General features: G+C 63.9%; 25 protein-coding genes. 12 read left to right on the top strand and 13 right to left on the bottom strand.

Annotated features, from left to right (window positions below; translation table 11 throughout):
• Positions 1-155: 155 nt before the first annotated feature.
• Positions 156-1,262: a TRAP transporter substrate-binding protein gene (locus KLP42_RS04985; protein ID WP_215565090.1), complete on the bottom strand. Its 1,107-nt coding sequence runs from the start codon at positions 1,260-1,262 to the stop codon at positions 156-158.
• 291 nt (positions 1,263-1,553) lie between these two features.
• Here KLP42_RS04985 and KLP42_RS04980 point away from each other — a divergent pair, with 291 nt between their 5' ends.
• On the top strand, positions 1,554-2,306 hold the full coding sequence (locus tag KLP42_RS04980) for a gamma-glutamyl-gamma-aminobutyrate hydrolase family protein (protein ID WP_215565089.1): 753 nt from the start codon (positions 1,554-1,556) through the stop codon (positions 2,304-2,306).
• 3 nt (positions 2,307-2,309) lie between these two features.
• Here the strand turns inward: KLP42_RS04980 and KLP42_RS04975 are convergent, their stop codons facing one another.
• From KLP42_RS04975 to KLP42_RS04965, 3 genes are all read right to left on the bottom strand, one after another.
• Positions 2,310-3,272: a 2-hydroxyacid dehydrogenase gene (locus KLP42_RS04975; RefSeq protein ID WP_215565088.1), complete on the bottom strand. Its 963-nt coding sequence runs from the start codon at positions 3,270-3,272 to the stop codon at positions 2,310-2,312.
• Between the two features lie 17 nt (positions 3,273-3,289).
• Positions 3,290-4,312 (bottom strand): LacI family DNA-binding transcriptional regulator, encoded by a 1,023-nt coding sequence (locus KLP42_RS04970; RefSeq protein WP_215565087.1) that lies wholly within the window; start codon positions 4,310-4,312, stop codon positions 3,290-3,292.
• A gap of 117 nt (positions 4,313-4,429) precedes the next feature.
• Complete coding sequence (locus KLP42_RS04965; RefSeq protein ID WP_215565086.1) at positions 4,430-4,942, bottom strand: MarR family winged helix-turn-helix transcriptional regulator; 513 nt, start codon at positions 4,940-4,942, stop codon at positions 4,430-4,432.
• An 88-nt stretch (positions 4,943-5,030) separates the two neighbouring features.
• Between KLP42_RS04965 and KLP42_RS04960 the strand changes: the two genes are divergently transcribed.
• From KLP42_RS04960 to KLP42_RS04945, 4 genes are all read left to right on the top strand, one after another.
• Complete coding sequence (locus KLP42_RS04960) at positions 5,031-5,828, top strand: creatininase family protein (RefSeq protein ID WP_215565085.1); 798 nt, start codon at positions 5,031-5,033, stop codon at positions 5,826-5,828.
• A gap of 382 nt (positions 5,829-6,210) precedes the next feature.
• Positions 6,211-6,609 carry a type II toxin-antitoxin system VapC family toxin gene (locus tag KLP42_RS04955; protein WP_215565084.1) on the top strand — a complete coding sequence of 133 codons (399 nt, stop codon included), beginning with the start codon at positions 6,211-6,213 and terminating at the stop codon, positions 6,607-6,609.
• 105 nt (positions 6,610-6,714) lie between these two features.
• Entirely contained in the window at positions 6,715-7,830 is a 1,116-nt protein-coding gene (locus tag KLP42_RS04950) for a CobW family GTP-binding protein (RefSeq protein ID WP_215565083.1), read from the top strand.
• Positions 7,830-8,816 (top strand): WD40 repeat domain-containing protein, encoded by a 987-nt coding sequence (locus tag KLP42_RS04945; RefSeq protein WP_215565082.1) that lies wholly within the window; start codon positions 7,830-7,832, stop codon positions 8,814-8,816. The genes KLP42_RS04950 and KLP42_RS04945 overlap by 1 nt, the downstream gene beginning before the upstream one ends.
• Before the next feature lie 298 nt (positions 8,817-9,114).
• Here the strand turns inward: KLP42_RS04945 and KLP42_RS04940 are convergent, their stop codons facing one another.
• From KLP42_RS04940 to odc2, 5 genes are all read right to left on the bottom strand, one after another.
• Entirely contained in the window at positions 9,115-9,807 is a 693-nt protein-coding gene (locus KLP42_RS04940) for an SDR family oxidoreductase (protein WP_215565081.1), read from the bottom strand.
• 40 nt (positions 9,808-9,847) lie between these two features.
• Positions 9,848-10,876, bottom strand: a complete 1,029-nt coding sequence (locus KLP42_RS04935) for a serine hydrolase domain-containing protein (protein WP_502941274.1) — start codon at positions 10,874-10,876, stop codon at positions 9,848-9,850.
• A gap of 224 nt (positions 10,877-11,100) precedes the next feature.
• On the bottom strand, positions 11,101-11,790 hold the full coding sequence (locus KLP42_RS04930) for an OmpW/AlkL family protein (protein WP_215565079.1): 690 nt from the start codon (positions 11,788-11,790) through the stop codon (positions 11,101-11,103).
• 234 nt (positions 11,791-12,024) lie between these two features.
• Complete coding sequence (locus tag KLP42_RS04925; protein WP_215565078.1) at positions 12,025-12,615, bottom strand: GNAT family N-acetyltransferase; 591 nt, start codon at positions 12,613-12,615, stop codon at positions 12,025-12,027.
• 89 nt (positions 12,616-12,704) lie between these two features.
• A complete protein-coding gene (odc2, locus tag KLP42_RS04920; protein WP_215565077.1) occupies positions 12,705-13,838 on the bottom strand; it encodes an ornithine/lysine decarboxylase in 1,134 nt (377 codons plus the stop codon).
• A gap of 526 nt (positions 13,839-14,364) precedes the next feature.
• Here odc2 and KLP42_RS04915 point away from each other — a divergent pair.
• The 3 genes from KLP42_RS04915 (at position 14,365) to KLP42_RS04905 (ending at position 17,019) form a co-directional block, all read left to right on the top strand.
• Positions 14,365-15,270, top strand: coding sequence for a LysR family transcriptional regulator (locus KLP42_RS04915; protein WP_215565076.1), 906 nt, complete (start codon positions 14,365-14,367; stop codon positions 15,268-15,270).
• A 64-nt stretch (positions 15,271-15,334) separates the two neighbouring features.
• Entirely contained in the window at positions 15,335-15,976 is a 642-nt protein-coding gene (locus tag KLP42_RS04910) for a DUF1007 family protein (protein ID WP_215565075.1), read from the top strand.
• Positions 15,970-17,019: a nickel/cobalt transporter gene (locus KLP42_RS04905; protein WP_215565074.1), complete on the top strand. Its 1,050-nt coding sequence runs from the start codon at positions 15,970-15,972 to the stop codon at positions 17,017-17,019. The genes KLP42_RS04910 and KLP42_RS04905 overlap by 7 nt, the downstream gene beginning before the upstream one ends.
• Before the next feature lie 8 nt (positions 17,020-17,027).
• Here KLP42_RS04905 and KLP42_RS04900 read toward each other — a convergent pair whose 3' ends face one another.
• From KLP42_RS04900 to KLP42_RS04885, 4 genes are all read right to left on the bottom strand, one after another.
• On the bottom strand, positions 17,028-17,234 hold the full coding sequence (locus KLP42_RS04900) for a hypothetical protein (protein ID WP_215565073.1): 207 nt from the start codon (positions 17,232-17,234) through the stop codon (positions 17,028-17,030).
• Entirely contained in the window at positions 17,231-17,926 is a 696-nt protein-coding gene (locus KLP42_RS04895) for a GNAT family N-acetyltransferase (RefSeq protein ID WP_215565072.1), read from the bottom strand. The genes KLP42_RS04900 and KLP42_RS04895 overlap by 4 nt, the downstream gene beginning before the upstream one ends.
• Positions 17,927-18,009: 83 nt before the next feature.
• Entirely contained in the window at positions 18,010-18,711 is a 702-nt protein-coding gene (locus tag KLP42_RS04890) for a tellurite resistance TerB family protein (protein ID WP_215565071.1), read from the bottom strand.
• A 63-nt stretch (positions 18,712-18,774) separates the two neighbouring features.
• Positions 18,775-19,413, bottom strand: coding sequence for a 2-dehydro-3-deoxy-phosphogluconate aldolase (locus KLP42_RS04885; RefSeq protein WP_215565070.1), 639 nt, complete (start codon positions 19,411-19,413; stop codon positions 18,775-18,777).
• Between the two features lie 167 nt (positions 19,414-19,580).
• Here KLP42_RS04885 and KLP42_RS04880 point away from each other — a divergent pair, with 167 nt between their 5' ends.
• The 4 genes from KLP42_RS04880 (at position 19,581) to KLP42_RS04865 (ending at position 23,741) form a co-directional block, all read left to right on the top strand.
• Positions 19,581-20,087: a CYTH domain-containing protein gene (locus tag KLP42_RS04880; protein WP_215565069.1), complete on the top strand. Its 507-nt coding sequence runs from the start codon at positions 19,581-19,583 to the stop codon at positions 20,085-20,087.
• Positions 20,062-20,982, top strand: coding sequence for a CHAD domain-containing protein (locus tag KLP42_RS04875; protein WP_215565068.1), 921 nt, complete (start codon positions 20,062-20,064; stop codon positions 20,980-20,982). Before KLP42_RS04880 ends, KLP42_RS04875 begins: the two co-directional genes overlap by 26 nt.
• Before the next feature lie 91 nt (positions 20,983-21,073).
• On the top strand, positions 21,074-21,943 hold the full coding sequence (locus KLP42_RS04870) for a type 2 periplasmic-binding domain-containing protein (protein ID WP_215565067.1): 870 nt from the start codon (positions 21,074-21,076) through the stop codon (positions 21,941-21,943).
• Between the two features lie 58 nt (positions 21,944-22,001).
• Positions 22,002-23,741, top strand: coding sequence for a methyl-accepting chemotaxis protein (locus KLP42_RS04865; protein WP_215565066.1), 1,740 nt, complete (start codon positions 22,002-22,004; stop codon positions 23,739-23,741).
• Positions 23,742-23,864 lie beyond the last annotated feature (123 nt).

The raw sequence follows: 23,864 nt of genomic DNA, 5'->3' as shown, positions 1-23,864 counted from the left end.
CTGCGTCCTTCGCAGCACTGCAATCGCAAAGCCCCGCACCCTGCGGGGCTTTGTCGTTCAGGCCCTCGCTTCCGCAGAGGCCGGGATGGCAACAAAAAGCCCCCGGCGTTCACGAACGCCGGGGGCCTGGCAATGCCGAAAGCTGGCGAAACGGCTCAGAGCTTGCCGTTGCGCTGCTGGATCATCATGAAGGTATCGTAGGTATATTCCGACAGCTGGGTCCAGAGATAACCTTCGCGCTTGTAGGCCACCTGATCCTCGTAGATCTTCTTGAACCACTCGTTCTTCGAGCTGATATCGGCATAGACTTCCATCGCCGCCTTGAAGCAGGCCTCGAGGATTTCCTGGCTGAAGGGGCGCAGAACAGTGCCCTGCGAGACGAGTTCCTTGATCGCGATCGGGTTCTTCGTGTCGTACTTCGCCATCATGTTGGTGTTGGCAAATGCGCATGCATCTTCGATGACGGCCTGATAGGCCTTCGGCAGGGCCTCGAACTTCTGCTTGTTGACGAAGGCATGGATGACCGGGCCGCCTTCCCAGAAGGCCGGATAGTAATAGTACTTGGCAACCTTGTAGAAGCCGAGCTTCTGGTCGTCATAGGGACCGACCCATTCGGCCGCGTCGATGGTGCCCTTTTCGAGCGAGGGATAGATGTCGCCGCCGGCGATCTGCTGCGGCACGACGCCGAGCTTTTCCACCACGCGGCCGGCCAGGCCCGCAATGCGCATCTTCACGCCCTTGAAGTCATCGACCGTATTGATCTCCTTGCGGAACCAACCGCCCATCTGCACGCCGGTATTGCCGGCGATGAAGCCCTGCAGGCCATGCGTGGCGTAGAATTCGTTGAGCAGCTTGTTGCCATTGCCCTGATAGAACCAGCCATTGGTCAGGCGGGCATTGAGGCCGAAGGGAATGGCGGTGCCGATGGCAAAGGTCGGGTCCTTGCCGACATAGTAATAGGAGCAGGTATGGCACATCTCCACCGTGCCGGCGGAGACGGCGTCCGCTGCCTGCAGGCCCGGCACGATTTCGCCAGCCGCAAACACCTGGATCTGGAAATTGCCGTCCGTTGCCGCGGAAACCCGCTTGGCAATGTCTTCCGCGCCGCCGAAGATCGTATCGAGCGATTTCGGGAAAGACGAGGTCAGACGCCAGGTGATCTTCGGCATCGACTGGGCAATGGCCGGAGCCGCGAGCGTGGTGACAGCGGCGGCACCCGCACCGGTGGCAGCCGCTTTCTTGAAGAATGAACGACGATCCATGAAAAACCTCCCGTTGTTGCAAGCCGCAGGCAGTCCCGTTCCCCTATCCCCGGCCTTGAACCGAAGTAATCATGCCGACACACGCCATGCAAGCAGGCGGACAATATTCCTGCGCAGGTAACGCCTCCGAATGTCCGCTACTTTCGTCTAATAAGCCTTTCCTGTTCGAAAGATACGCGCCGGCGCGACACTGCTCTGCCGGCCGCCGGCACCCTCCCGCCACAACCGTTCGGCGCTTGACTTGGTTGTCACGGAGGATCAAGAACGCGGCGCCCGTTCTGGAGAAGCCCGATGTCTGCCCCGATCATTGCCATTCCCGCCGATATTCGTCATCTCGACAAGGCCGACTGGCACGCGGCGCAAACGCAGTATGTCAATGCGGCGGTAAAGGTTGCGAAGGTCATCCCGCTGATCGTGCCGGCCCTTGAGGAAGGGCACGATCTCGACGCTGTTCTCGACCGGGTCGATGGGGTGCTGGTTTCCGGCTCCGCAAGCAATGTGCACCCCTCGCTCTATGGCAAGGCCGCGACCGAGGCAGACGGCCCCTTCGATCCGGCCCGCGATGCGACCAGCCTGCCGCTGATCCGCAAGGCGATCGAGCGCGGCATTCCGCTGCTGGCCATCTGCCGCGGCCTGCAGGAACTCAACGTCGCGCTCGGCGGCACGCTGGCAAGCGAGATCCAGGAACAGCCCGGCATCTGGGACCACCGCAAGCCGCCGGTGGAAAACCGGGACGAGATGTATGCGATCCGCCAGCCGGTCTTCGTGCAGGAGAATTCCTGCATTGCGCGGCATCTCGGTCTGTCGGGCGAGGTGCAGGTCAACTCGCTGCATCGCCAGGCGATTGCCGAGACTGCACCGCGCCTCCAGGTGGAAGCAACCGCCGCAGACGGCACGATCGAGGCGGTTTCCGTCATCAATGCCAAGGGCTTTGCGGTGGGCGTGCAATGGCATCCGGAATACTGGGCGGAGACGGATTCACCATCCCGCGCCCTGTTCGAGGCCTTCGGCGAGGCTGTGCGGGCCTATGCGACCCGCCGCTGAGGCTCAGCCCTTCACCGGCGTTTCCGCGACCGGCGTCAGCACTTTGCCATCCGTGAACCAGCCGATCAGATTGTCCACCACCAGATCGGCCATGTCGTTGCGCGTCGGCACGGATGCCGAGGCGACATGCGGCAGCAGCGAGACATTCGGCAGATCGAGCAGGCCCGCCGGCACCTTCGGTTCGTGATAGAAGACATCGAGGCCGGCGGCGGCAATCGTGCCGGCCTTCAGCGCCGCCTCAAGAGCCGCCTCGTCCACGCTGGTGCCGCGGCCGACATTGATGAAGACGCCGTTCGGCCCGAGCGCTTCGAGCACCCCGGCATTGATGATCTTGTGGGTTTCGGGCGTCGCCGGCACGATCGAGATCAACGTATCGACCGAGCGCGCCAGATCGATCAGCGAGGCGGCATAGGTATAGGACACACCGTCGCGCGGCGTGCGGGTGTGGTAGCTGATCTTCACCTTGAAAGGTTCCAGCCGCTTGGCGATCTCAAGCCCGATGCGGCCAAGCCCCAGAAGGCCGACATGGCGGTTCTTGAGCGAGAGCGGCGTCAGCGGGAAAGGACCTTCCTTTTCCCAGCGCCCCTCGCGCAGCCAGCTTTCGGCCACGGGCAGCCGGCGCACCGTGTTGAGCAGCAGGCCGATCGTGGTGTCCGCCACCTCGTCGTTCAGCACGTCCGGCGTATTGGTGACGAGGATACCCTTCGATCCCGCATGACCGGCATCGACACCATCATAACCGACGCCGAAATTGGCGATCACCTCGAGCGCCGGCAACTGGTCGATCCAGGCGGCCGGCATGCGGTTCAGCGTCGCCACCCCGCGAATGCGGCCCTTCTGCTCGTCTGACAGGTCCATTTCCGCACCGGCTGCGGTCTGGATGATGTCGAAGGCCGCCTGAAGGCGTTCCAGAGCGCGCGGATGCATGCGGCCCGGAACGAGCACGGTGATCTTGGTATCGGTCATCTGTCTATCCTGTCGTGTCAGGCGCGGGGATGGCAGGGCCCGGTGGACTGCCGGATGCGCATTTCGGGCTTGATGAGGTGGATGCCATCGGGTTCGTGGCTTCCTGCCAATCTATCCAGAAGTGCGCGCGCGGCAAGACGTCCAACCTCCGTCTGGCCGTTCCAGACGGTGGTGAGCGCCGGCGTGGCGATGGAGGCCTCCTCCAGATCGTCATAGCCCGTCACAGAAATGTCGCGACCCGGCTGCAGGCCTGCGCGCGCGATGCCGTTCATCAGGCCGATGGCGACCAGATCGTTCCAGCAGACAGCGGCCGTCGGCTTCTGCGGCAGCGAGAGGAAGTTGACCGCCGCCTCGAAGCCGCCCTGCTTGGAGCGCGGACCGGGAATGCGCAGGTTCGGATCCACCTCGATGCCCGCCTTGCGCAGCGCGTTGACATAGCCCTGGTAGCGGTCTCGGCCGGTCGACGTCTGGTCGGTGCCGCCGATCATCGCGATGGTGCGATGCCCGAGCCCGATCAGGTGGTTGGTGGCGAGCGAAATGCCGTAGGAATCATCGCCGCGATAGGTCGGCAGGTCGACGCCATCCATGGAACGGGCCACGAGGATGGCCGGCATGCCATTGGCTTCCGCAAGCTTCACATCCTCCAGCGGCGTGCCGATCGCCGGCGACATGATCACGCCATCGCCGCCAAGCTGCAGCAGCGTCTCGATGAAGGTGCGCTGCTTGTCGACCGAATCATAATGATTGGACAGGATGAAGGTGTGGCGGCTGCGGTCCAGTTCGCTTTCGATGGCTTTCAGGATTTCGCCGTAGAACGGGTTCATGATGTCGTGCACAACGACGCCGATGATGCCGGAGCGCGAGGTTCTGAGACTGGCGGCCCGGCGATTGTAGATATAGCCGAGCGCGCGCGCCTGCTCCTTGATCTTCTCGCGCGTGTCGACCGCCACCAGCGGGCTGTCGCGCAGGGCGAGCGAAATGGTTGCCGTCGAAAGCCCGAGGCTTTCGGCGATGGTGGAAAGCTTGACCTTTTGAACCACGACCCCTCCCTGGTGGATCCGTCCTGCTGTTCTTAAATTTTATTTAAACAGTTTAATCAGAGGAGGCAATCCTTCGTCACAATTGCGTCACGATTTGAAAGGCGCGGGCAAGACGGCTCAATCTTCCTCCGGCTCCGGCCCCTCCAGGCCATGCAGGTTGCGGTCCAGCGCCTTGAGGAGCTTCAGAAGCGTGCGCACTTCCTTGTCGGAAAAGCCCTGCAGCGCCAGCTGGCTGCTATCATCGATCGCCCGGTGAATGCGCTCGACGCTCTGGCGCCCCGTCTCGGTCAGATGCACCTTGATCAGGCGCCCGTCGCTGCCATCCGGCTTGCGCTCGAGAAAGCCCTGCGCCTCCATGCGCCCGACCGTCCGGGTCATGGTGGGAGCCTTCACCCCGAGGCGCTGGGCCAGCTGGCCGGGCGTGAGCCCCGGTTCCTGCGACAGCTGAAGAATGACGCCGTCCTGCCCGGCATAGAGCCCGCCATCGGCGAGATTGCGTGACAGGGCCGTGCGCAGCGAGCGGGCCGCCTGTGTCAGCACCGGTGCCAGTTCGCCAGCGGAAACGGGTTCCTTCTTCCGGGCGCCCTTGTCCTTCTTCTCGTCCTTCTTGTCGCCCTTCTTCTTGCTCATTCGCTCCGCCCGGGTTTTCCGCCATGCCCTGGACCGCTATATGCTGTCCCTATGCCCATCCATAGCGAATGCAGGACATGACCGCCAGATGCCGTTGCCCAGCCCCCGCTTCGACGACAACGACCGCCAGCTGACGCCGGACGACCGGGCCGACTGGATCGCCGTCCTGCCGCTTGGCGCGCACGAGCAGCACGGCCCGCACCTGCCCTTCGAGACCGACAGCCTGATCGCCGCTGGCCTGGTGGCGCGGTTGATCGCGGCAAAGCCGCAGCACCTGCCGGTCACCTTCCTGCCGGTGGAGCGCATCGGCTATTCCATCGAGCACATGGATGTGGCAGGCACCCGCACGCTCAGCTTCGCGCAGGCCGTCAACCGCTGGCTTGCGATTGCCGAAAGCCTTTCGGAACTCGGCATCCGCAAGCTGGTGATGCTGAACGCCCATGGCGGCAATGCACCGCTGATGACCATCGTGGCGACCGAAGCCCGCGTGCGCTTCGACATGCTGGCTGTCGCCACCAGCTGGACCCGGTTCGGCCAGCCGGAAGGCTGGATAGGCCCGCAAGACAAGGCAATCGACATTCATGGCGGCGACATCGAGACCTCGGTGATGCTGGCACTGTGGCCGGAGAGGGTGGATATGTCGAAAGCCGCCGCCTTCTCGTCGCGCCAGTCGGACTTTGCTCAAAACTTCAAGCATCTGCGCGCCTATGGTCCGCATGCCTTCGGCTGGAAGATGACCGATCTCAACCCGCTGGGAGTCGCCGGCAACGCTTCTGCGGCGACCGCCGAACGCGGCGAGGCGCTGGTCGCGCATGCTGTCACCGGCATTCTGGAATTGCTGGACGACGTGCATCGGTTCGATGTGAGAACGCTGAGCAAGACATGATCAGCAACCACGGAAAGCTGGCGAGTTCACACTCTCATGAAGGCACGACATCGGGGCGAATTGGTTGCAGTTACAGCCTATTTCACTGATAATATGCCGAGAACCACCAAGGAAACCTGTCATGCGCATATCGGTAGCGGAACAGCGGAGCGCTTAACGGAGCTGACCCAGAGCGTGCCGATCGGGGCGAGGAAATCGTGCTGACTGAAAATGGCCGACCGGCATTCCGGTTGGTGCCCCTCGCACGGACACCTCTGCCTCCGGAAGAGAGAAAGAAGGTGTTTGACGAGATCCGCAACAAGCCGCCAGCATGGTCCTCTGCGTTTGACACCGATGCCGCACGGAGCCAGGACTTTCTCTACGACGAGTTCGGCCTGCCGAAATGTTCGTCGTCGATACCTCTGCGCTGATTGCAATCATCAAGCAGGAACCACTCGGAGACCGGTGTGCTGCAATCCTGACAGCGGCGCCTTGCGCCATCATATCGGCGGGGACATTGGTGGAGGCGCGCATCGTGGCCCATTCTAGCGGCAGAATCGAGGATCTCGACAGGATTGTCGCTGCCTCGATTTCAGAGATCGTACCAGTCACGGAGGAAAGATCACGGCTCATCTCTGCCGTCTATTCCTGCTGGGGCAAGGGTATTCATCCCGCCAGCCTCAACTTCGGCGATTGCTTCGCCTATGCGACCGCCAGGGAATTCGGCTGCCCGCTGCTTTACATCGGCGATGACTTCGCAAAGACCGCTATCGTCTCCGCCCTGGCGTTTGCCCAGCCGTGATCTTATAACATATAATTGCCCTTTGAACTGCCGCGGCGTTGGCCTTATATGATCGCCAACCGCTGCCGCTCCATTCGTCGAGCGCACCCACTCCCGGAGGTTCCCATGGCCGATACCGCCCCCCATAAGCCCATTCCCGTGACCGTTCTGACCGGCTATCTCGGCGCCGGCAAGACGACGCTGCTGAACCGTATTCTCTCCGAAAGCCACGGCAAGAAATACGCCGTCATCGTCAACGAGTTCGGCGAGATCGGCATCGACAACGACCTGATCGTCGAGTCGGACGAGGAAATCTACGAAATGAACAATGGCTGCGTGTGCTGCACGGTGCGTGGCGACCTGATCCGCGTCGTGGAAGGCCTGATGCGCCGCCCCGGCCGTTTCGACGGCATCATCGTGGAAACCACCGGCCTTGCCGATCCGGTGCCGGTCGCCCAGACCTTCTTCATGGATGACGATGTCCGCTCCAAGACCGAACTCGATGCGGTCGTGGCGCTCGTCGATGCCAAGCACCTGCCGCTGCGCCTGAAGGACAGCCGCGAGGCCGAGGACCAGATCGCGTTTGCCGATGTGGTCGTGGTCAACAAGACCGATCTCGTGACGCCGGAGGAACTGGCGACGATCGAGGAGATCGTCCGCGCCATCAACCCGACCGCCCGCATCTACAAGACCACCCGCTCGGGTGTCGATCTTGCCCGCGTGCTGGATCAGGGCGCTTTCAACCTGGAGCGCGCGCTGGAAAACGATCCGCATTTCCTCGAACATGGCCACGAGGATCATGTCTGCGGCCCGGATTGCGACCATCACCACCACGATCACGACCACCATGATCATGATCACCACCATCACGACCATGATCATCACCATGACCACGGGCACGACCACCATCACCATGCGGCGCCCTCTGCAATCCATGACGTGACGGTGAAGTCGATCTCGCTGCGCGGCGGCGAGATGAATCCGGATCGCTTCTTCCCCTGGATCCAGAAGGTCACCCAGACGGACGGCCCGAACATTCTGCGCCTCAAGGGCATCATCGCCTTCAAGGGCGACGAGGAGCGCTACGTCGTGCAGGGCGTGCACATGATCATCGAGGGCGATCACCAGCGCCCGTGGAAGGACGGCGAGAAGCGCGAAAGCCGCCTCGTCTTTATCGGCCGCGACCTCGACCGCGAGAAGATCGAAAAGAGCTTCCTCGCCTGCCAGGCAGACCAGACCTGATGCCGACGGTTGCTCCCCTGGATCTGGAGGGCCATGTCGTCGCGGTTCACTTCCTCGGCGACACCCCCTTCTTTGCCACCGCTGCCGGAGAGATCCGCCGCCTGGATGGCGGCGAGAAGGTCACCGAAGCGCATAACGGCCTGCTGACCTGCATCAAGGACCCCTTCAGTGCCTCGTTGCTGACCGGCGGCGAAGACGGCCGGGTGATGCGCATTGCCGCCGACGGCAGCACGACGCAGATCGCCGACGCGCCGCGAAAGTGGATCAATGTCGTGGCCGGCGGCCCGCAGGGTGCGGTTGCCTATGCGCACGGCAAGTCGAGCGTCGTGGTTCTTGCCGACGGAACGGTGAAGGAATTCGCAGAGGAACGCACGGTGGAGGCGCTGGCCTTTGCGCCGAAGGGCCTGCGCATTGCGGCCGCCCGTTATAACGGCGTCTCGCTGCACTGGGTCAACACCCAGCTGCCCGCCGCCGATCTGGACTGGAAGGGCGCCCATACCGGCGTGACCTTCTCGCCGGATGGCCGTTTCCTCGTCACCACCATGCAGGAAAACGCGCTGCACGGCTGGAAGCTGGACGGCAAGGCCGGCGAAGCGCGCCACATGCGCATGACCGGCTATCCGGCCAAGGTGAAATCCTATTCCTGGTCGCCCAAGGGCAAGTGGCTTGCCACCTCCGGGGCGCCGGCCGCCATCGTCTGGCCGTTCTCGGCCAAGGACGGCCCGATGGGCAAGGCACCGCTGGAGCTTGGCACCCGCGCCAATATTCTCGCGACCTGTGTCGCCTTCCATCCGGTGGAAGAGGTGCTCGCCATCGGCTTCATCGACGGCATGATTCTCGGGGTCCGGGTGGGCGACGGCAAGGAAGCGCTGCTGCGCCGCCCCGGCAAGGGCGCTATCACATCGATGAGCTGGAGCGGCAACGGCAAGCTCGTCGCTTTCGGCTCCGAAGCCGGCGATTGCGGCGTGATCGACATTTCGGCGTAACGGCAATTCGGCTGTTGGGTAGAATTGCCATTCGGGGCCTGTTCGGGCGGAGCTTCCCCCTCTGGCTGCCGCCATCTCCCCCACAAGGGGGGGAGACGGATGGAGCCTGCTCCCTGCCCCGTCTCAACACGCGCGCTGACAGATACCTGTCAAGCGGTGAAGGTGAGGGAATAACCTCCAACTGTTGTGATCCCAGACTCCGCTGACTGGGCGAAGGTCCTGCCGTTCTGCGGTCTCCCCCCTTGTGGGGGAGATGGCGGCAGCCAGAGGGGGCCGCCCCCGACGCTCAAGACGCCCGCTATGCCGCGTAGATCATCTTCTTGGTCATGCCGCCGTCGAGCACCAGAACCTCTCCGGTCATGAATCCGGCACCGGCAAGATAGAGCACCGCCTCCGCGACATCCTGCGGGCGGCCCACCCGGCCGGTGGGGTGCTGCGCGTGATCCTCCGGCCGGAGTTCCCCGTCACCGGATATCCAGCCCGGCGCGATGGCATTGACGCGGATCGTCGGTCCGAGGCTGATCGCCAGCGCATGGGTGAGCGCCACAAGCCCGCCCTTGGCCGCCGCATAGGCTTCCGTCTGCGGCTCGGACATGAAGGCGCGGGTAGAGGCCATGTTGACGATGCTGGCCCCCTCACCCATCAGCGGCACCGCCGAACGGGTCATCAGGAAGGCCGCCGTCAGATGGCTGTCGGTAACGCGCCGCCAGTCGTCGAGCGACAGATCCTGGATCGGCCCATTCGCCGGCCCGGCGACGCCGGCATTGTTGACGAGCAGATCGAGGCGTTCCCAGCCGAGTTCGGCAAAGGCCCCTGCAACCGAGGCTTCGTCGCCGACATCGCAAAAGATGTGCCGCACACCCTCTGCCTGCAGATCCTCGGCCGTATCCTTCATGTCGAAGGACGCCACCTTCCAGCCGGCCTCCGACAAGGCCCGGCAGATCCCCGTGCCGATGAGGCCGGCACCGCCTGTGATGATCGCGTGTCTCATGCGCAAAGAGATAGGAAGCTTCGCATCCATGTCCAGCCATTCACCCCCGGCGCACCGCCGCGATGATATCCGCCAGTAGAGCGTGCAACTGGTCGCGATAGCCGTTGGCGGCCGATGGCGAATCGGATTCGGAGGTCATGGTGACGGTGAGCGCCAGCGACGGCACGATGTAGAGCATCTGCCCGCCATAGCCCCAGGCAAAGCGCACCGGCTCGCCGCCGATATCCTTCAGGAACCAGCCGTAGCCATAGCCATCGCCGGAATAGCGGGAGGTGGTACGGGGTTCCCAGGAGGTCCGCACCCAGGTCTCGGGCACCACCTGCACGCCGTCAGCCGTGCGGCCGCCGCGGCGATAGAGTTCGCCAAAGGCATGCAGGGAACGCGTTGTCATGGCCATCTGGTTGCCGCCGATCGGGATACGCTGCGGATCGCGCGACCAGGCGCCGATGCGAAACCCCTCGACAGGTTCGAACCAGTCCTCGGCGAGTTTTTCCGTCGACCTCCCCCCGACGCGCATCAGGATCGCGGACAGCAAATGCGTGGAGGCGGTCGCATAGACCATGGGGCCGCCGGGGTCTTCCACGAAAGGTTCGGACAGCGTGAAGCGCACCCAGTTGCGGCTTGCGGTGAGCCGGCCATAGCTCGGGCCGAGCCCCGATTGCATGGACAGGAGATGGCCGATGGTGACCCGCGACAGGCGCGGATCCGGCCTCTCCGGCAAGTCGCGGCGAAGCAGGGGAGCGATCGGCTGGTCGCCCCCCTCCAGCAGCCCGCGCTCGATCGCGATGCCGACCATGGCGGAAATGATCGATTTCGACGCGGATTTGATGTTGGTGGACCCGCCCGGCGAATAGCCATGGTATCCGCGTTCGGCCAGCAGAGCCCTTTCCCGCGAAACGATGACCGCCTTCAAGGGCGCCAGCCCTTCCGCCCGGGTCAGGACGGTCTGCAGCGTATCGTCCCCGGCAGACGATGCGGCCTGTCCTTCCCACACCTGTGGGCCGCCCGCAGGCGGATCTTCGGCGAGGGCAAGGCGTGCGGCAGCCAGGAGGGGAGCGGCGGCAAGGATATGGCGGCGTGTCAGCATACCTGTTCAGATAGGGCAGCACGCCGCCGCTGCGAGACACGCAACGGCACCCTCACGGGCATGTGAGAGAGGCGCCCGCATGCAAACGGGGACCAGTGCGGTCGAAGCACTGGCCCCCGTCTCTTTCCCTCATTCGAAGAAACCTGCCACGGTGCCGGATGCCCCCATCCGGACGATCCTTCGAAGAGGTATCGCTGCGGCTTCGATCAGAAGCGGTAGGTCACGCCGGCGCCGATCAGCCACGGATCGAGCTTGGCCTTGCCGGAAATGGGCGTGCCGCCCATGTTGGCGCTCCAGTCGGTTTCCAGGAACAGCTTCTTGACGTCGAAGTTCACACCCCAGTGCTCGTCGATCATGTAGTCGAAGCCGACCTGCAGGGCGGCACCGACATGGCCGTCGACCTTCAGGTTGCTGAAGCCGGCGCGCTCCGATTCGTTATAGAAATAGGTGTAGTTGATGCCGGCACCGACATAGGGCTTGAAGGCGCCGAAATCGGTGAAGTGATACTGCAGCGTCAGCGTCGGCGGCAGCAGCCAGGCCTTGCCGACCGGGGTGCCGGCCAGCGAACCGTCGCCGGAAATCTTCGAGCTGGTCGTGCCGAGGATGAGTTCGGCTGCGATGTTGTCGGTGAAGAAGTAGGAGATGTCGAGTTCGGGAGTGACCGAGTTCGAATAGCTGAGGTCGGAGCCGGCCACGCCGTTGACCGAACCCTCATCATTCGGCACCACGCCCAGCGCACGCACGCGGATCTGCCACGGGCTCTTGCTGGATGCCGCCTCCTGGGCAACCGGCGCCTGCGGCGCGGCAGCCGTCAGGTCGGCCGCCTGGGCAGCGCCCGACAGAAGGACCGATGCGGCACCCATGAGGGCGGCGAAGACGGGTCCGTTCTTGATCATGTCACTCTCCTTGAAAGATCATCTGCACTTGATGACGCAAGGGGTAGCAACCGGGCCGGACGGTTCCGTTGATCTCGATCAAATCGTCCTGACGTTGGTCACCACAATGACATGATCGCGTCACGAATGCTGCGCACCCATGCACAAATGTCACATTTCAGACCACCCTAAAACAAACGACCCTCCCCCGCGTGGATGCGGAGAAGGGTCACGACTGGAGACGTCGAAGAGGGATCAGGCGGCGCGGCGCAGCACCGGACGCGACAGCTTGCGACCGCTCGCAACCAGCATGCCGGCGGCACCGGACAGCCAGCCGGGCGTGAGTTCGAGTGCGAGGAAGCGGTCGCGCGCGAAGGGGCCCGGCATCATCAGATGCTGCGTCTTTTCGGCAAAGAAGCCGAAGCGCTCGTAATAGGGCGCGTCCCCCACCAGGAGGATCGCACCATGGCCGCGGGCCTGTGCCTCGGAGATCGCCGCACGCATCAGCGCGCCGCCGATGCCCTTGCCTTCATGCGCCGAATCGACGGCGAGCGGGCCGAGCAGCAGCGCATCGATCGGCGTGCCGGAGGCGGAAACGCCGGCCTCGACATTCCACAGGCGCACCGTGCCGATCACGTGGCCGTGCGAATCGCGCGCCACCAGCGCCAGGCCCTCGGCCGGCACACGGCCGCGACGGAGCTTTTCCGACGACTTCTTGCGACGATCGGCGCCCATGGCGCGATCGAGCAGGGCCTCGCGGGCAACGACATCAGCCGGGGTTTCCTCGGTGATGGTGAAAGTATTGGGCGCAAACAGAGCGCGCACAGCGTCAAGAACAGCGGCCATCTTGGCCTCCGAAGCTCAAAACCGTTCAAGCGGCACGAGAGAAAGGGGTGGTTTGCGGCTCCGGTCAAAGGACCGGAGCCGGCAGAACGTCAGATGACGTAGGCCTTCAGCGGATCGAAGCCGTTGAAGGCAACCGCCGAATAGGTCGTCGTGTAGGCGCCGGTGCCCTCGATCAGAACCTCGTCGCCAACCGTCAGCGTGATCGGCAGCGGATACATGTTCTTCTCGTAGAGCACGTCGGCCGAATCGCAGGTCGGGCCGGCGATCACGCAGGGCTCCATCGCATCGCCGTCCCGCTCGGTGCGGATCGGGTAGCGGATGGCCTCGTCCATGGTTTCGGCCAGACCGCCGAACTTGCCGATGTCGAGGAAGACCCAGCGATGCTCGTCATTGTCCGACTTCTTCGACACCAGCACGACTTCCGCCTTGATGACGCCGGCATTGCCGACCATGCCGCGACCCGGCTCGATGATCGTCTTCGGCAGGTTGTTGCCGAAATGCTTGCGCAGCGAGGCAAAGATCGCCTGGCCGTATTCCTCGGCCGACGGGATGTCGCGCAGGTAACGGGTCGGGAAACCGCCGCCCATGTTCACCATCTGCAGGTAGATGCCCTGCTTGGCGAGCTGTGCGAAGACGCGCTTGGCATCGGCGAGCGCCGAATCCCAGGCATCGACCTTGGTCATCTGCGAACCGACGTGGAACGAGACGCCGTAGGATTCCAGGCCCAGCTGATGCGCATAGACCAGAACATCGACGGCCATCTGCGGCACGCAGCCGAACTTGCGCGACAACGGCCATTCGGCGCCTTCGCCATCGGTCAGCACGCGGCAGAACACGCGGGCGCCGGGGGCTGCGCGGGCAACCTTCTCGACTTCCTCGTGGCTGTCGACGGCAAAGAGACCGACGCCCAGCTCGAAGGCACGCGCAATGTCGCGCTCCTTCTTGATGGTGTTGCCGAAGGAAATGCGGTCTGCCGTTGCACCGGCAGTCAGCGCCATCTGGATTTCGGCAACCGAGGCGCAGTCGAAGTTGGAGCCGAGCGATGCCAGCAGCTTGAGGATTTCCGGCTCGGGATTGGCCTTGACCGCATAGTAGATCGCGCTGTCCGGCAGGGCGTGACGGAAGGCAGTGTAATTGTTGCGCACGATGTCGAGGTCCACGACGAGGCACGGGCCTTCCGGACGTCGGGTGCGGAGGAAATCGAGGATGCGAGCGGTCGTCATTGGTCTAATCCCTATGGAGCTTCTCCGGCGAACCGAAGGACAAAGACGCGCAGACAGGTGAGCGAGGCCCGGCCGGTGGAAATCCCGGAGCATCGTTCGCGCCTGATAGCGCAGGGTTTGGACCAACGCCCTGCCAAGAGCATTGATCCGGCTTTGTCTGCCATGGATTGGAGGGGATTATCCCAACCGCACTTCCGGCAATGATGGTGTGCCTCTTCAGTATTGCAGGCTGATGGAAAGCCTGCAGAGACCAGAAAGGCCCGCACCGTCGTTGCTTCAAGATGTCCTCGCATTTTCCGGTTGGCCGGAATAGCGACTGGAGGGGTTAGTTCCAGGTACCTTACCGATTTTCCTCACCACTCGAGGGTCGGCGGACACCCACAGGCACGTGCGACTTTGGGCAGCCACGGAGATAAGAGCATCGCCCTTCACAATCAAGCGGTTTTTTTGGCTGAACGCAAATTTTGCATTGCAGAAGATGTCGCCCCGTTCCACCTAGGACGGGCAACAGGAAAAGGGGCCCGACATGGATACTCTGACGCGCATGCGTGCCTTCATCGACGTGGTGGAAGCGGAGGGCTTTTCGGCGGCGGCGCGCCGCACCGGCCGCTCGAAGGCCCTGCTGTCCAAGTATGTCCGCGAGCTGGAGGATGATCTCGGCGCGCTGCTTCTCAACCGCACCACGCGGCAGTTTTCGCTGACGGAAGCCGGCCATACCTATTTCCGCACCGCCTCCGACATCCTGAAGGAGATCGACAACCTGGCCGATCTCGTGCGCGAGAACAATGCGGACTTGAAGGGGCGGCTGCGCGTTTCCGTGCCGCGCACCTTCATCGATGCCGATGTCGGCCAGTCGCTGATCGACTTTGCCAAGGCCCATCCGGATGTCTCGCTCGATATCGTCGCCGAGGATCGATTCGTCGATCTGATCGAGGAAGGCTTCGACCTTGCCATCCGGATCACCAAGCTCGAAGATTCGGCCATGATTGCCCGCAAGCTCTGCGATTTCAGGGTCTACGCCTGTGCCACGCCGGATTATGTCGCCCGCTACGGGCCACTGGCGCATCCGCAGGATCTTTCCGGCAAACCGGTCATCATCGACACCAATCTTCGCTCGCACAACAATATCCGCTTTCAGGAGCCGGGCGGCGGCATGATGAGCGTGGCCGTCAGCGGTCCGATCGAGGTCAACACACCGCATGCGACGCTGAAGGCAGCGCGGGCCGGGCTTGGCGTTGCCATGGTACCGGATTTCATTGCCCTGCCCTTCATCCGCTCCGGCGAACTCGTCACGCTGTTCGACGATTATGTCCTGAGGGACCGCGGCATCTATGCGGTCTATCCGCACCGCCGCTATCTGCCGGCCAAGGTGCGCGTCTTCGTCGACTTCCTGTCCGGCTGGTTCCGGCGCTCCCCACTTCAGTCGGATTGACGCGAGGTCGAATTTCCGTCCCATTTACAGGTCAGAGCGGGACAAACGGGATCAGGATTCGCCGATGCGCATCAAAACATGGCTGCTGACAGCCCTTCTGGGCCTGGCGCCGCTGCCGGCAATGGCCCATCCGCACATCTTCGTCGATGCGCGCCTCGAAGTGCTGTCGGACGATCAGGGCAATCTGGTGGAACTGCGTCATGTCTGGCGATTCGACGAGATGTTCTCCTCCAGCGTGCTGCTGGACTTCGACAAGAACGGCGACCTGAAGCTGGACGAGCACGAACTGGCGGAACTCGGCGAGACGATGCGCACCTCGCTTGCCGACTTTCATTACTTCACGACGATCACCCAGGACGGCAAGACGATCCCGATTGCCAAGCCCGACGTCATCCACGTCACCTATCAGGACCAGCAGGTGCTCGCCTTCTTTGCGGTAAAGCCGCAAAAGCCGCTGCATCTCAAGGGCAAGCTCACCTTCGGCGTCTATGATCCCTCGCTCTACACGGCGATCGACTTTCCCGACGACAAGGATCTGGTGGCGGAAGGCAAGGGTTTTGCCGCCTGCAAGCACAGGGTCGTGCGCCCCGACCCCGACGAGGTGATCGCCGAAAACAAGGATTCGCTGACGGCTGCCTTCTTCAACGATCCGACAGGAACCGACATGACCAAGCTGTTCGCCACGAAGCTCGAGGTGACATGCTGACGCGCCGGACGACGTTTCTCATTCTGCTGGCTATTCTCGGCAGCGCGGTTGCAGCGCATGCACAGTCGCCGCTTGGCGTGGGCGCCGCCGAACCCTCCTTCGATACCAGCGGCTTCTTCGGCCCGCTGCTTGCCTGGGTGAACGTCTACCAGCAATCCTTCTACCGGGCGCTCACCGCCTCTCTGCGGGCCATGCGGGAGGATCCCTCTGCGATCAAGGGGCTGGTCGGACTGTCCTTCGCCTATGGCGTCTTCCATGCCGCCGGCCCCGGCCACGGCAAGGCGGTGATCTCCTCCTACATGATCGCCAACGAGACGGCGCTCAAGCGCGGCATCGTGATCTCGCTTCTCTCGGCGCTGGTGCAGGGGCTCGTCGCAATCCTGCTGGTGGCGGCCGCCTTCTTCATCCTGCGCGGCACCGGCATCACCATGACCAAGGCCACCTGGGCCATGGAAATCGCCAGCTTCGCGCTGGTGGCGCTGTTCGGCGTCTGGCTTCTGGGGCGCAAGCTCTACGAGATCCGGCCGCGCTTCTCCTCGCTGCCGATCTTTGCCGGAACCGGCAGCAGCGCCGGCTCGACGGGCCTGCGCTTCGAGGCGGTCGAGGTCGACCATGATCACCGGGACATCGCGCCCGGCGGCTACTGCGCCGATTGCGGCGAACTGCACATTCCCGACCCTGCAACGCTGAAGGCCAAGGATTTCAGCGTGCGCGAGGCCTGGTCCGCCATCATCGCCGTCGGCCTTCGCCCCTGCTCCGGCGCCATTCTGGTGATGAGCTTTTCGATCCTCAACGGGCTTTATCTGGCCGGCGGCCTTTCCGTGCTCGCCATGTCGCTCGGCACCGCGATCACCGTGTCGATCCTCGCCATCATCGCCGTCACCGCCAAGGATCTCGCCGTCCGGCTTTCCGGGCCGCGCACGCGCCTTGCCCGCCACGTCACCACGGCAATCGAGATCCTCGGTGCGCTGTTCATCATCGTGGTCGGGCTGGTCCTGCTCGCCGCCTCGCTCGAAAGCGGCAATCTGCAGACGCTCTGGTAAGGCAAGCCTCAGCGCCGGCCGCGCTGGTGGCGGGCGCGCAGCCAGAACACCAGGAAGAAGGACAGCACCGCCAGAAGGCCGAAGGCAGCGGCAAGCCAGGGCGAGAAGCCGCCAAGCCAGATCATGATCTGCGGCATGGCGAGAAACAGGAGCATGAAGCCGATCATGATGATGGCCGCGGCAATCGCCGGCGAACGCCCGGATGGCCCGCTCATGCCGCCTCGCTCATCAGCGCGGCGCGGATGTCCTCCAGCCGGCGTCTCTGGTGGCCGTGATCGTCGAAATTGTCGGGCGACAGCCAGGTTTCGAAGGCCTTCGCCAGCAGCGGCCATTCGCCGTCGATCATCGAGAACCACGCCGTGTCGCGATTGGCGCCCTTGGAGACCATGTGCTGGCGGAACACGCCTTCGAAGGTGAAGCCCAGGCGCCGTGCCGCAACCTTGCTCGGCTCGTTCTGATTGTGGCACTTCCACTCATAGCGACGATAGCCGAGAGCGTCGAATACATGGCGCGCCATCAGGTAATGCGCCTCGGTGGAGAGCGGCGAGCGCTTCATGCCGGGGCCATGGGCGACCGAGCCCACCTCGATGACGCCATTGGCCGGATCGGCGCGCATGTAGCTTGCCATGCCCACCACCTCGCCATCCTCCTTGTCGCGGAAGACGAGCGTGATCAGGCGGCCGTCGCGGTTCATGCCGTCCAGCCAGTCGGCAAACTGCTCGGGCGCGTGATAGAGCGGATTGGGAAAGAAATGGATCAGGTCGTTGATGCCGTCCGCTCCGCCCAGCGCCTCCCACAGCGTCTGAATGTGGACCGCCCGTTCATAGGGCTCGAGAATGACATGATGGCCTTCCAGCCGCACCGGTTGCGGCGGCGGGCATCCCTTGAAGCTTTTCAGATCGCGCATGACGTCCCCCTCTTTTGTGACGAGGATTACGAGAGGCGGCGGGCAAAGGCAATCGTCGCCTTGTCGCACCACCGCCAATTCTCTCAGAGGGAAATTTTTGCGGACGACACGGTCGCCTCGATATGGTCGACCAGCGCATCGGGAAGCCGCAGCCGCCCGGCAAGCAGGTCCAGATAGCCGCGCTCGGCCCGGGTATCGGGATCGATGGCAAGCCGCGAGGCCGTGTAGATCTCCACCCGCTGCTCCTCGGTGCGGCCCGCCGCAACCAGGGCGTCGAGATCGATCGGATCAGCCAGTTCGCGTGCCAGGAAGGCCTCCGCCTCGGCGCCGAGATCCACCGCATGCACCTTCTGCATGATGTTCTGCCGCTCGAAGGCGTCGATATGGCCGTCTGCCTTGGCCGCGGCAATCATGGCGCGCAGCAGCGTCAGGGCGAAGTCATTGCTGAGGGTGGCCGATTGCGGATGAAAGGGAGAATCAGTCGGCGGCTCCAGCGACGCCGGATCCTGGGGCATGCCCTGCGGCTTGGTTCCCGACTGGTAGTTCCGGTAGGCGAGATAGCCGAGGCCGGCGATGGCGGCGATGCCGCCGAGCGTCGCCACATTGCCGGCGAGCTTGCGGCCGGTCTTGGTGCCGAGAATCGCGGCGGCAAGCGCGCCGGTCTTCAAAGGATTGTTGCGGGCGAGATCGCCCATCTGCCCGGCGCGATCCTTGACCGATCCTCCGGACAGTCCGGGGACCTGCGATCCCAGGAACTGGTCAAGAAGCTTCTTGGCGTCGAACATGCACTGTCTCCCTGTTGCTGTCAGGGAGACAGATAGGAAGGCGACGGCAAATTACAAAGCCGATCAGGCCCTGAGCGCCGCCGCTTCCGATGCCAGTTTCGTGATGCCCGCCCAGTCGCCGGCGGCAACCAGATCCTTCGGCGCCACCCAGGAACCGCCGACGCAGACGACATTCGGCAGCGACAGGTAGTCATGGGCGTTCTTCAGCGAGATGCCGCCGGTCGGGCAGAAGACCGTGCCGGCAAGCGGTGAGGAGAGCGCCTTGAGATAGGCTGCGCCGCCCGCCTGCTCGGCGGGGAAGAACTTCAGGACCTCGTAGCCCGCTTCACGCAGCGTCATCACTTCGCTGGCAGTGGCAGCACCCGGAAGAAGCGGCACGGGTGAATCCTTGGCGGCAGACAGCACGCCCGGCGCGACGCCGGGGCTGACGATGAAGGTGGAGCCGGCCTTGACGGCGGCTTCATAATCGCGGGCATTGAGGATGGTGCCGGCGCCGACATGCGCGCCTTCCACTTCGGCGGCAACCGCCTTGACCGCATCGAGCGCGGCCGGCGTGCGCAGCGTGATCTCGATCGCCCTCAGGCCGCCCGCGACAAGCGCACGCGCCAGCGGCACGGCAGAGGCGGCGTCCTCGACGATCAGCACCGGCACGACCGGCTGCAGCTTCAGGATGGACAGAAGGGTCTCGGTCTTGGCACTCATCATCAAACTCCCGTTCAGGACGGATTGAACCGATTGAAACTCCTCGGCTGACATAACGCGCACCGCAAGGAGTGTCGAGGGAAAAGCAACGGCGTCGGCAGGATGGGCTCTGGCCCTTTCCGAGCCTTTGACATAGTTTAGCCGGACAACATGCACACGGGGTGCGGATGGCGAAGGAAATCGAGCGCAAGTTTCTGCTCCGGTCCGAGGACTGGCGGCGCATGGCGACCGCCCGCCTGCGTTTCCGGCAGGGCTATGTGGCAATCGGCGATGATCGCAGCGTGCGCGTGCGCTTGCTGGAGGGCCCTGAGGGCGCCACGGCACGCCTGACCGTCAAGGTCGGCCGCCAGCTTCTGGCGCGGGACGAATACGAGTACGAGATCCCCGTTTTGGATGCGGAGGAACTCATGGTCTCGGCCATCGGCATCGTGATCGAGAAGACCCGTCATTTCGTTCCGCATGCCGGCTTCACCTGGGAGGTGGACGAGTTTTCCGGCGCCTATCAGGGACTTGTTCTGGCCGAGGTGGAGCTTGCAAGCCTGGAAGAAAAGCCGCCCATGCCGTTGTGGATCGGCCGGGAGGTAACGGGCGACCGGCGCTTCTCCAACATGGTGATGGCGACCGAGACGATCAGCCTGGAGCAGATGCATGGCCTTTCGCATCAAAGCGTCTGACCCCTTTCCGGGGGAGTTTCGCCGCGTGGCGCGGGAACAGTTGCTGAAGGCGATCCACGTGCTGGCAGAACAGCCGGACGGAGCGCATGCCGCCGTCCATGCCGCCCGCAAGCGGTTCAAGCGGCTGCGGGCCCTTTATCGCCTGATCGAACCGGATGCGAAGGCCTTCCGGCAGGCCGAGAATGCCCGCATCCGTGACATGGCCCGCAGCCTTTCGGCCGTTCGCGATGCCACCGCACTGGTGGAGACCGTGGATTATCTGGCCGGGCTTGCGGCATCGGCGGAGGAATTTGCCGCCCTCGGCGCGGCCTCGCGCGCGCTTGTCGAGCGGCGGGATCGCATCGCCTCTTCGGAAATGGACCTGCCGCGAAAGATCGAGGCGGCAATCGCCACCTGTCATGCCGCCATCGCGGCCCTCGATACCCTCGACCTGCCGGAAGGCAATGGCCGCACCGCAAAGCGGATCGCCAGGGCCTGGCGCCGGCAGGGGCTGAAGGCACGGCGCGCACTGGCCGCATGTCGGGAGATGCCGGCCGCAGAAGCCTTCCACGACCTGCGCAAGTGCGGCCAGGTCGCGTGGATGCACCTCACCCTTCTGGAAGACCTCTGGCCCGCATCCCTGCAGGCCCGCCGGCGCGAGATGAAGCATCTTGTCGACGAGCTGGGACATGAGCACGACCTCAGCGTGCTGACTGAGGCGGTCAACGAAAGCCCCGACCTGTTCGGCGACAGCGATACCCTTGCCCTGCTGCTCGGCGCGATCATCACCCGGCAGCAGGCGGTGCGGGCAGACGCGCTGGCACTGGCGGAGAATGTCTTTGCCGGAGACGCCGAATGGGAAGCCGAAATCGTGCGGCTTCTCTGGCAGAAGGCCGCCCGGCGGCTCGATGCATGAGCGGGCACGACACAGAATCTGACACTGTGTCTTTCAATCAATCTTAAGGAGCCTGGGTGAGTTTTCCCTGTAGTTTCAGGGGAGAGTACCGGTGTTGAAGCACAGCATTCTTTGCGCCATGGCGCTGGCCGCAAGCTGCCTTTTCAGCGGCGCCAAGGCCGCCGACAAGCTGGAAATCTACTACAATTCGGCCGGCGGCAAGGAAAAGACCCTGGGTTACCAGGTTCTGCAACTGGCCATCGAGAAATCCGGCAAGTCCTATGTGCTGAAGCCCTCGCCGACGGGCTACAGCTCCAATGCCGGCATGGTGGACGCGATCGCCAATGGCGCGCAGATCGACATCGGCTGGGTCAATGCCGCCAAGGCGGTCTCGGCCAAGCTTCTGTCCGTGCCCTTCCCGATCGATCGCGGCCTTGGCGGCTATCGCCTCTTTCTCATCGATGGCGCGCGACAGGGCGAGTTCAGCCGGGTGAAGACGCTGGACGACCTGAAGTCCTTCATTGCGCTGCAGGGCACCGGCTGGGCGGACGTGGACGTGATGCGCAAATCCGGCCTCACGGTGCGCACCGGGCCGCAGAAGAACCTCTACCGCATGACCATGGGCCGTCGCGGCGATTATTTTGCGCGCGGCGTCAACGAGGCACTGAACGAGCAGGCAAAGCAGGTGGCCGATGTTCCGGGGCTTGCGGTGGAAAAGACGCTGGTGCTGCAATATCCCTCCGCCTCGATCTTCTACGTCTCCAAGTCCCGTCCGGAACTGCGCGACGACCTGATGCGCGGCCTGGAACAGGCCTGGAGGGACGGCTCCTTCGAGGAGGTCTTCCTCTCCAATCCCGACATTCGCCTCGCCCTGGAGAAGGGCGACCTGAAGACCCGCACCATCCTCAAGATCCCGAACCCGAACCTGCCGGAGGACATCCTTGCGATGGATGCCCGATACTGGTTCGACCCGCAGAAATGACCGGCGGCCAAGCCTGCCCGCATACGACAGCCCTCTCCCCGATTTCAGGACTTTGATCATGTTCAAGAGCAAATCCATTCGCATGCAGGTGATGCTGCCGTCGCTTGCCCTCATCCTGGCGGGCTCGGTGGCCCTCAGCCTCTATTCCGGCTGGTCACAGGCCCAGTCGACGCAGGAGATGTTCGATCGCAAGGTCAGCCTTACCACCTCGATGACCACGTCCGGCGCCTCCACCGCCATGTGGCAGTTCGACAAGGGGCTGGCGCGCGATACCTTCGATCCGGCCGGTGCCGATCCGGATTTCCGCGCCGCCATCGTGCTCGATGGCACCGGCAAGCCCTTCTATACCTCCGGAGAAGCCGGCGCCGTGGCGGCCGGCACCACGGCCGGCGCCTCGGGCAAGTCGACGGATGACAGCAGCAGGCTGCGCTTCTCCGTGGTGCCGCTGAAGCATACCGAGGAAGGCAAGGAGATGAACATCGGCACCATGGTGCTGGTCTTCGATACCCAGTCGATCATGCGCAACACCTGGCAGTCACTGACCGGCCTTGGTGCCATCGCCGGCCTGACGCTTCTCGCCTCGGCGCTCGCGCTTTTCTTCCTGATGCGTTCCATCACCCAGCCGCTTGTCTCGCTGTCCGGCGTGATGAACCGCCTGTCTTCCGGCGCCCTCGATACGCCGGTGCCGAACCAGGATCGCGAGGACGAGATCGGCGAAATGTCGCGCGCGGTCCAATACTTCAAGGACAGCGTGGCGCAAACGGCCAGGCTTCAGCAGGATGCCGACGCCAATCGCGACCTTCTGGAGGCCGAGCGCCGCGCCAAGCAGGAAGCCGACCGCGTACGGGTCGAGGCGATGATGCAGGCCAATGGCGCACTCGCCGGCGGCCTGAAGGCCCTGTCGCTCGGCGACCTGACGGTACAGATCGAAGAGCGCTTCGCTACCGAATACGAGGAACTGCGCGACAACTTCAATGCCGCCGTGCGCCAGCTGCGCCAGACCCTGACGGTGGTGGTCGACGCCGCCATGAACATCGACGGTGGCACCCGCGACATCGCGGAAAACACCAACGACCTGTCGCGCCGCACCGAGCAGCAGGCCGCCTCGCTGGAGGAAACCGCGGCAGCGCTGGACGAGATCACCACCAATGTCACCGCCTCGCTGCGGCTGACCGAAGAGGCGCGCCGCGTGGCGACGCAGGCAAATGACAGCGCCGTCAAATCCGGCCAGGTTGTGGCCGAGGCCGTCGAGGCAATGAGCCGCATCGAAAGCAGCGCCTCTCAGATCTCCAACATCATCGGCGTGATCGACGACATCGCCTTCCAGACCAATCTTCTGGCGCTGAATGCCGGCGTGGAAGCCGCACGCGCCGGCGAAGCCGGCAAGGGGTTTGCCGTCGTTGCCCAGGAAGTGCGCGAGCTTGCCCAGCGCTCCGCCAATGCCGCCCGCGAGATCAAGGCCCTCATCCAGAACTCCACCAACGAGGTGGAAGCCGGCGTGCAGCTGGTTTCCAACACCGGCACGGCGCTGACCGGCATCGGCCAGCTGATCGTCACCATCAACCAGCACATCACCTCGATTGCCACCGCCGCCCGCGAGCAGTCGACGGGCCTTTCCGAGATCAACACCGCCGTCAACCACATGGACCAGAGCACGCAGAAGAATGCGGCCATGGTGGAGGAAACGAGTGCGGCTTCGGCCGCCCTTGCCGCCGAAGCCGCACGCCTGCGCGACCTGATGGTGCAGTTCACGCTGGACGGCAGCGCCACGAGACCGCGCATGGCGCATGCGGCCTGATCGACGCCCTCCTCCTCACCCTGCAAGCCAACCCTTCCGCCCGCCGGCGGAAGGGTTTTTTGATGGGCCGCACGGCCCCGGACGCGACATGCCGCACCGACTTGACAAAAGTCAAAGTGCAGC

Origin of the sequence: Rhizobium sp. CSW-27 (genome assembly GCF_018760785.1) — a bacterium.
In the GTDB taxonomy this organism is placed as follows: Bacteria; Pseudomonadota; Alphaproteobacteria; order Rhizobiales; family Rhizobiaceae; genus Neorhizobium.
Note: the sequence above shows the minus strand (reverse complement) of the source record. Positions and strands in the feature narration are given on the sequence as shown.

Excerpts from the sequence above, each read along its gene's own strand:
- KLP42_RS04950 (WP_215565083.1), top strand. The coding sequence starts at position 6,715 with ATGGCCGATACCGCCCCCCATAAGCCCATTCCCGTGACCGTTCTGACC.
- KLP42_RS04890 (WP_215565071.1), bottom strand. The coding sequence starts at position 18,711 with ATGTTCGACGCCAAGAAGCTTCTTGACCAGTTCCTGGGATCGCAGGTC.
- KLP42_RS04940 (WP_215565081.1), bottom strand. The coding sequence starts at position 9,807 with ATGAGACACGCGATCATCACAGGCGGTGCCGGCCTCATCGGCACGGGG.
- KLP42_RS04965 (WP_215565086.1), bottom strand. The coding sequence starts at position 4,942 with ATGAGCAAGAAGAAGGGCGACAAGAAGGACGAGAAGAAGGACAAGGGC.
- KLP42_RS04910 (WP_215565075.1), top strand. The coding sequence starts at position 15,335 with ATGCGCATCAAAACATGGCTGCTGACAGCCCTTCTGGGCCTGGCGCCG.
- odc2 (WP_215565077.1), bottom strand. The coding sequence starts at position 13,838 with ATGACGACCGCTCGCATCCTCGATTTCCTCCGCACCCGACGTCCGGAA.
- KLP42_RS04980 (WP_215565089.1), top strand. The coding sequence starts at position 1,554 with ATGTCTGCCCCGATCATTGCCATTCCCGCCGATATTCGTCATCTCGAC.
- KLP42_RS04985 (WP_215565090.1), bottom strand. The coding sequence starts at position 1,262 with ATGGATCGTCGTTCATTCTTCAAGAAAGCGGCTGCCACCGGTGCGGGT.
- KLP42_RS04915 (WP_215565076.1), top strand. The coding sequence starts at position 14,365 with ATGGATACTCTGACGCGCATGCGTGCCTTCATCGACGTGGTGGAAGCG.
- KLP42_RS04865 (WP_215565066.1), top strand. The coding sequence starts at position 22,002 with ATGTTCAAGAGCAAATCCATTCGCATGCAGGTGATGCTGCCGTCGCTT.
- KLP42_RS04960 (WP_215565085.1), top strand. The coding sequence starts at position 5,031 with ATGCCGTTGCCCAGCCCCCGCTTCGACGACAACGACCGCCAGCTGACG.
- KLP42_RS04905 (WP_215565074.1), top strand. The coding sequence starts at position 15,970 with ATGCTGACGCGCCGGACGACGTTTCTCATTCTGCTGGCTATTCTCGGC.
- KLP42_RS04930 (WP_215565079.1), bottom strand. The coding sequence starts at position 11,790 with ATGATCAAGAACGGACCCGTCTTCGCCGCCCTCATGGGTGCCGCATCG.
- KLP42_RS04925 (WP_215565078.1), bottom strand. The coding sequence starts at position 12,615 with ATGGCCGCTGTTCTTGACGCTGTGCGCGCTCTGTTTGCGCCCAATACT.
- KLP42_RS04955 (WP_215565084.1), top strand. The coding sequence starts at position 6,211 with ATGTTCGTCGTCGATACCTCTGCGCTGATTGCAATCATCAAGCAGGAA.
- KLP42_RS04880 (WP_215565069.1), top strand. The coding sequence starts at position 19,581 with ATGGCGAAGGAAATCGAGCGCAAGTTTCTGCTCCGGTCCGAGGACTGG.
- KLP42_RS04900 (WP_215565073.1), bottom strand. The coding sequence starts at position 17,234 with ATGAGCGGGCCATCCGGGCGTTCGCCGGCGATTGCCGCGGCCATCATC.
- KLP42_RS04895 (WP_215565072.1), bottom strand. The coding sequence starts at position 17,926 with ATGCGCGATCTGAAAAGCTTCAAGGGATGCCCGCCGCCGCAACCGGTG.
- KLP42_RS04975 (WP_215565088.1), bottom strand. The coding sequence starts at position 3,272 with ATGACCGATACCAAGATCACCGTGCTCGTTCCGGGCCGCATGCATCCG.
- KLP42_RS04875 (WP_215565068.1), top strand. The coding sequence starts at position 20,062 with ATGGCCTTTCGCATCAAAGCGTCTGACCCCTTTCCGGGGGAGTTTCGC.
- KLP42_RS04885 (WP_215565070.1), bottom strand. The coding sequence starts at position 19,413 with ATGAGTGCCAAGACCGAGACCCTTCTGTCCATCCTGAAGCTGCAGCCG.
- KLP42_RS04945 (WP_215565082.1), top strand. The coding sequence starts at position 7,830 with ATGCCGACGGTTGCTCCCCTGGATCTGGAGGGCCATGTCGTCGCGGTT.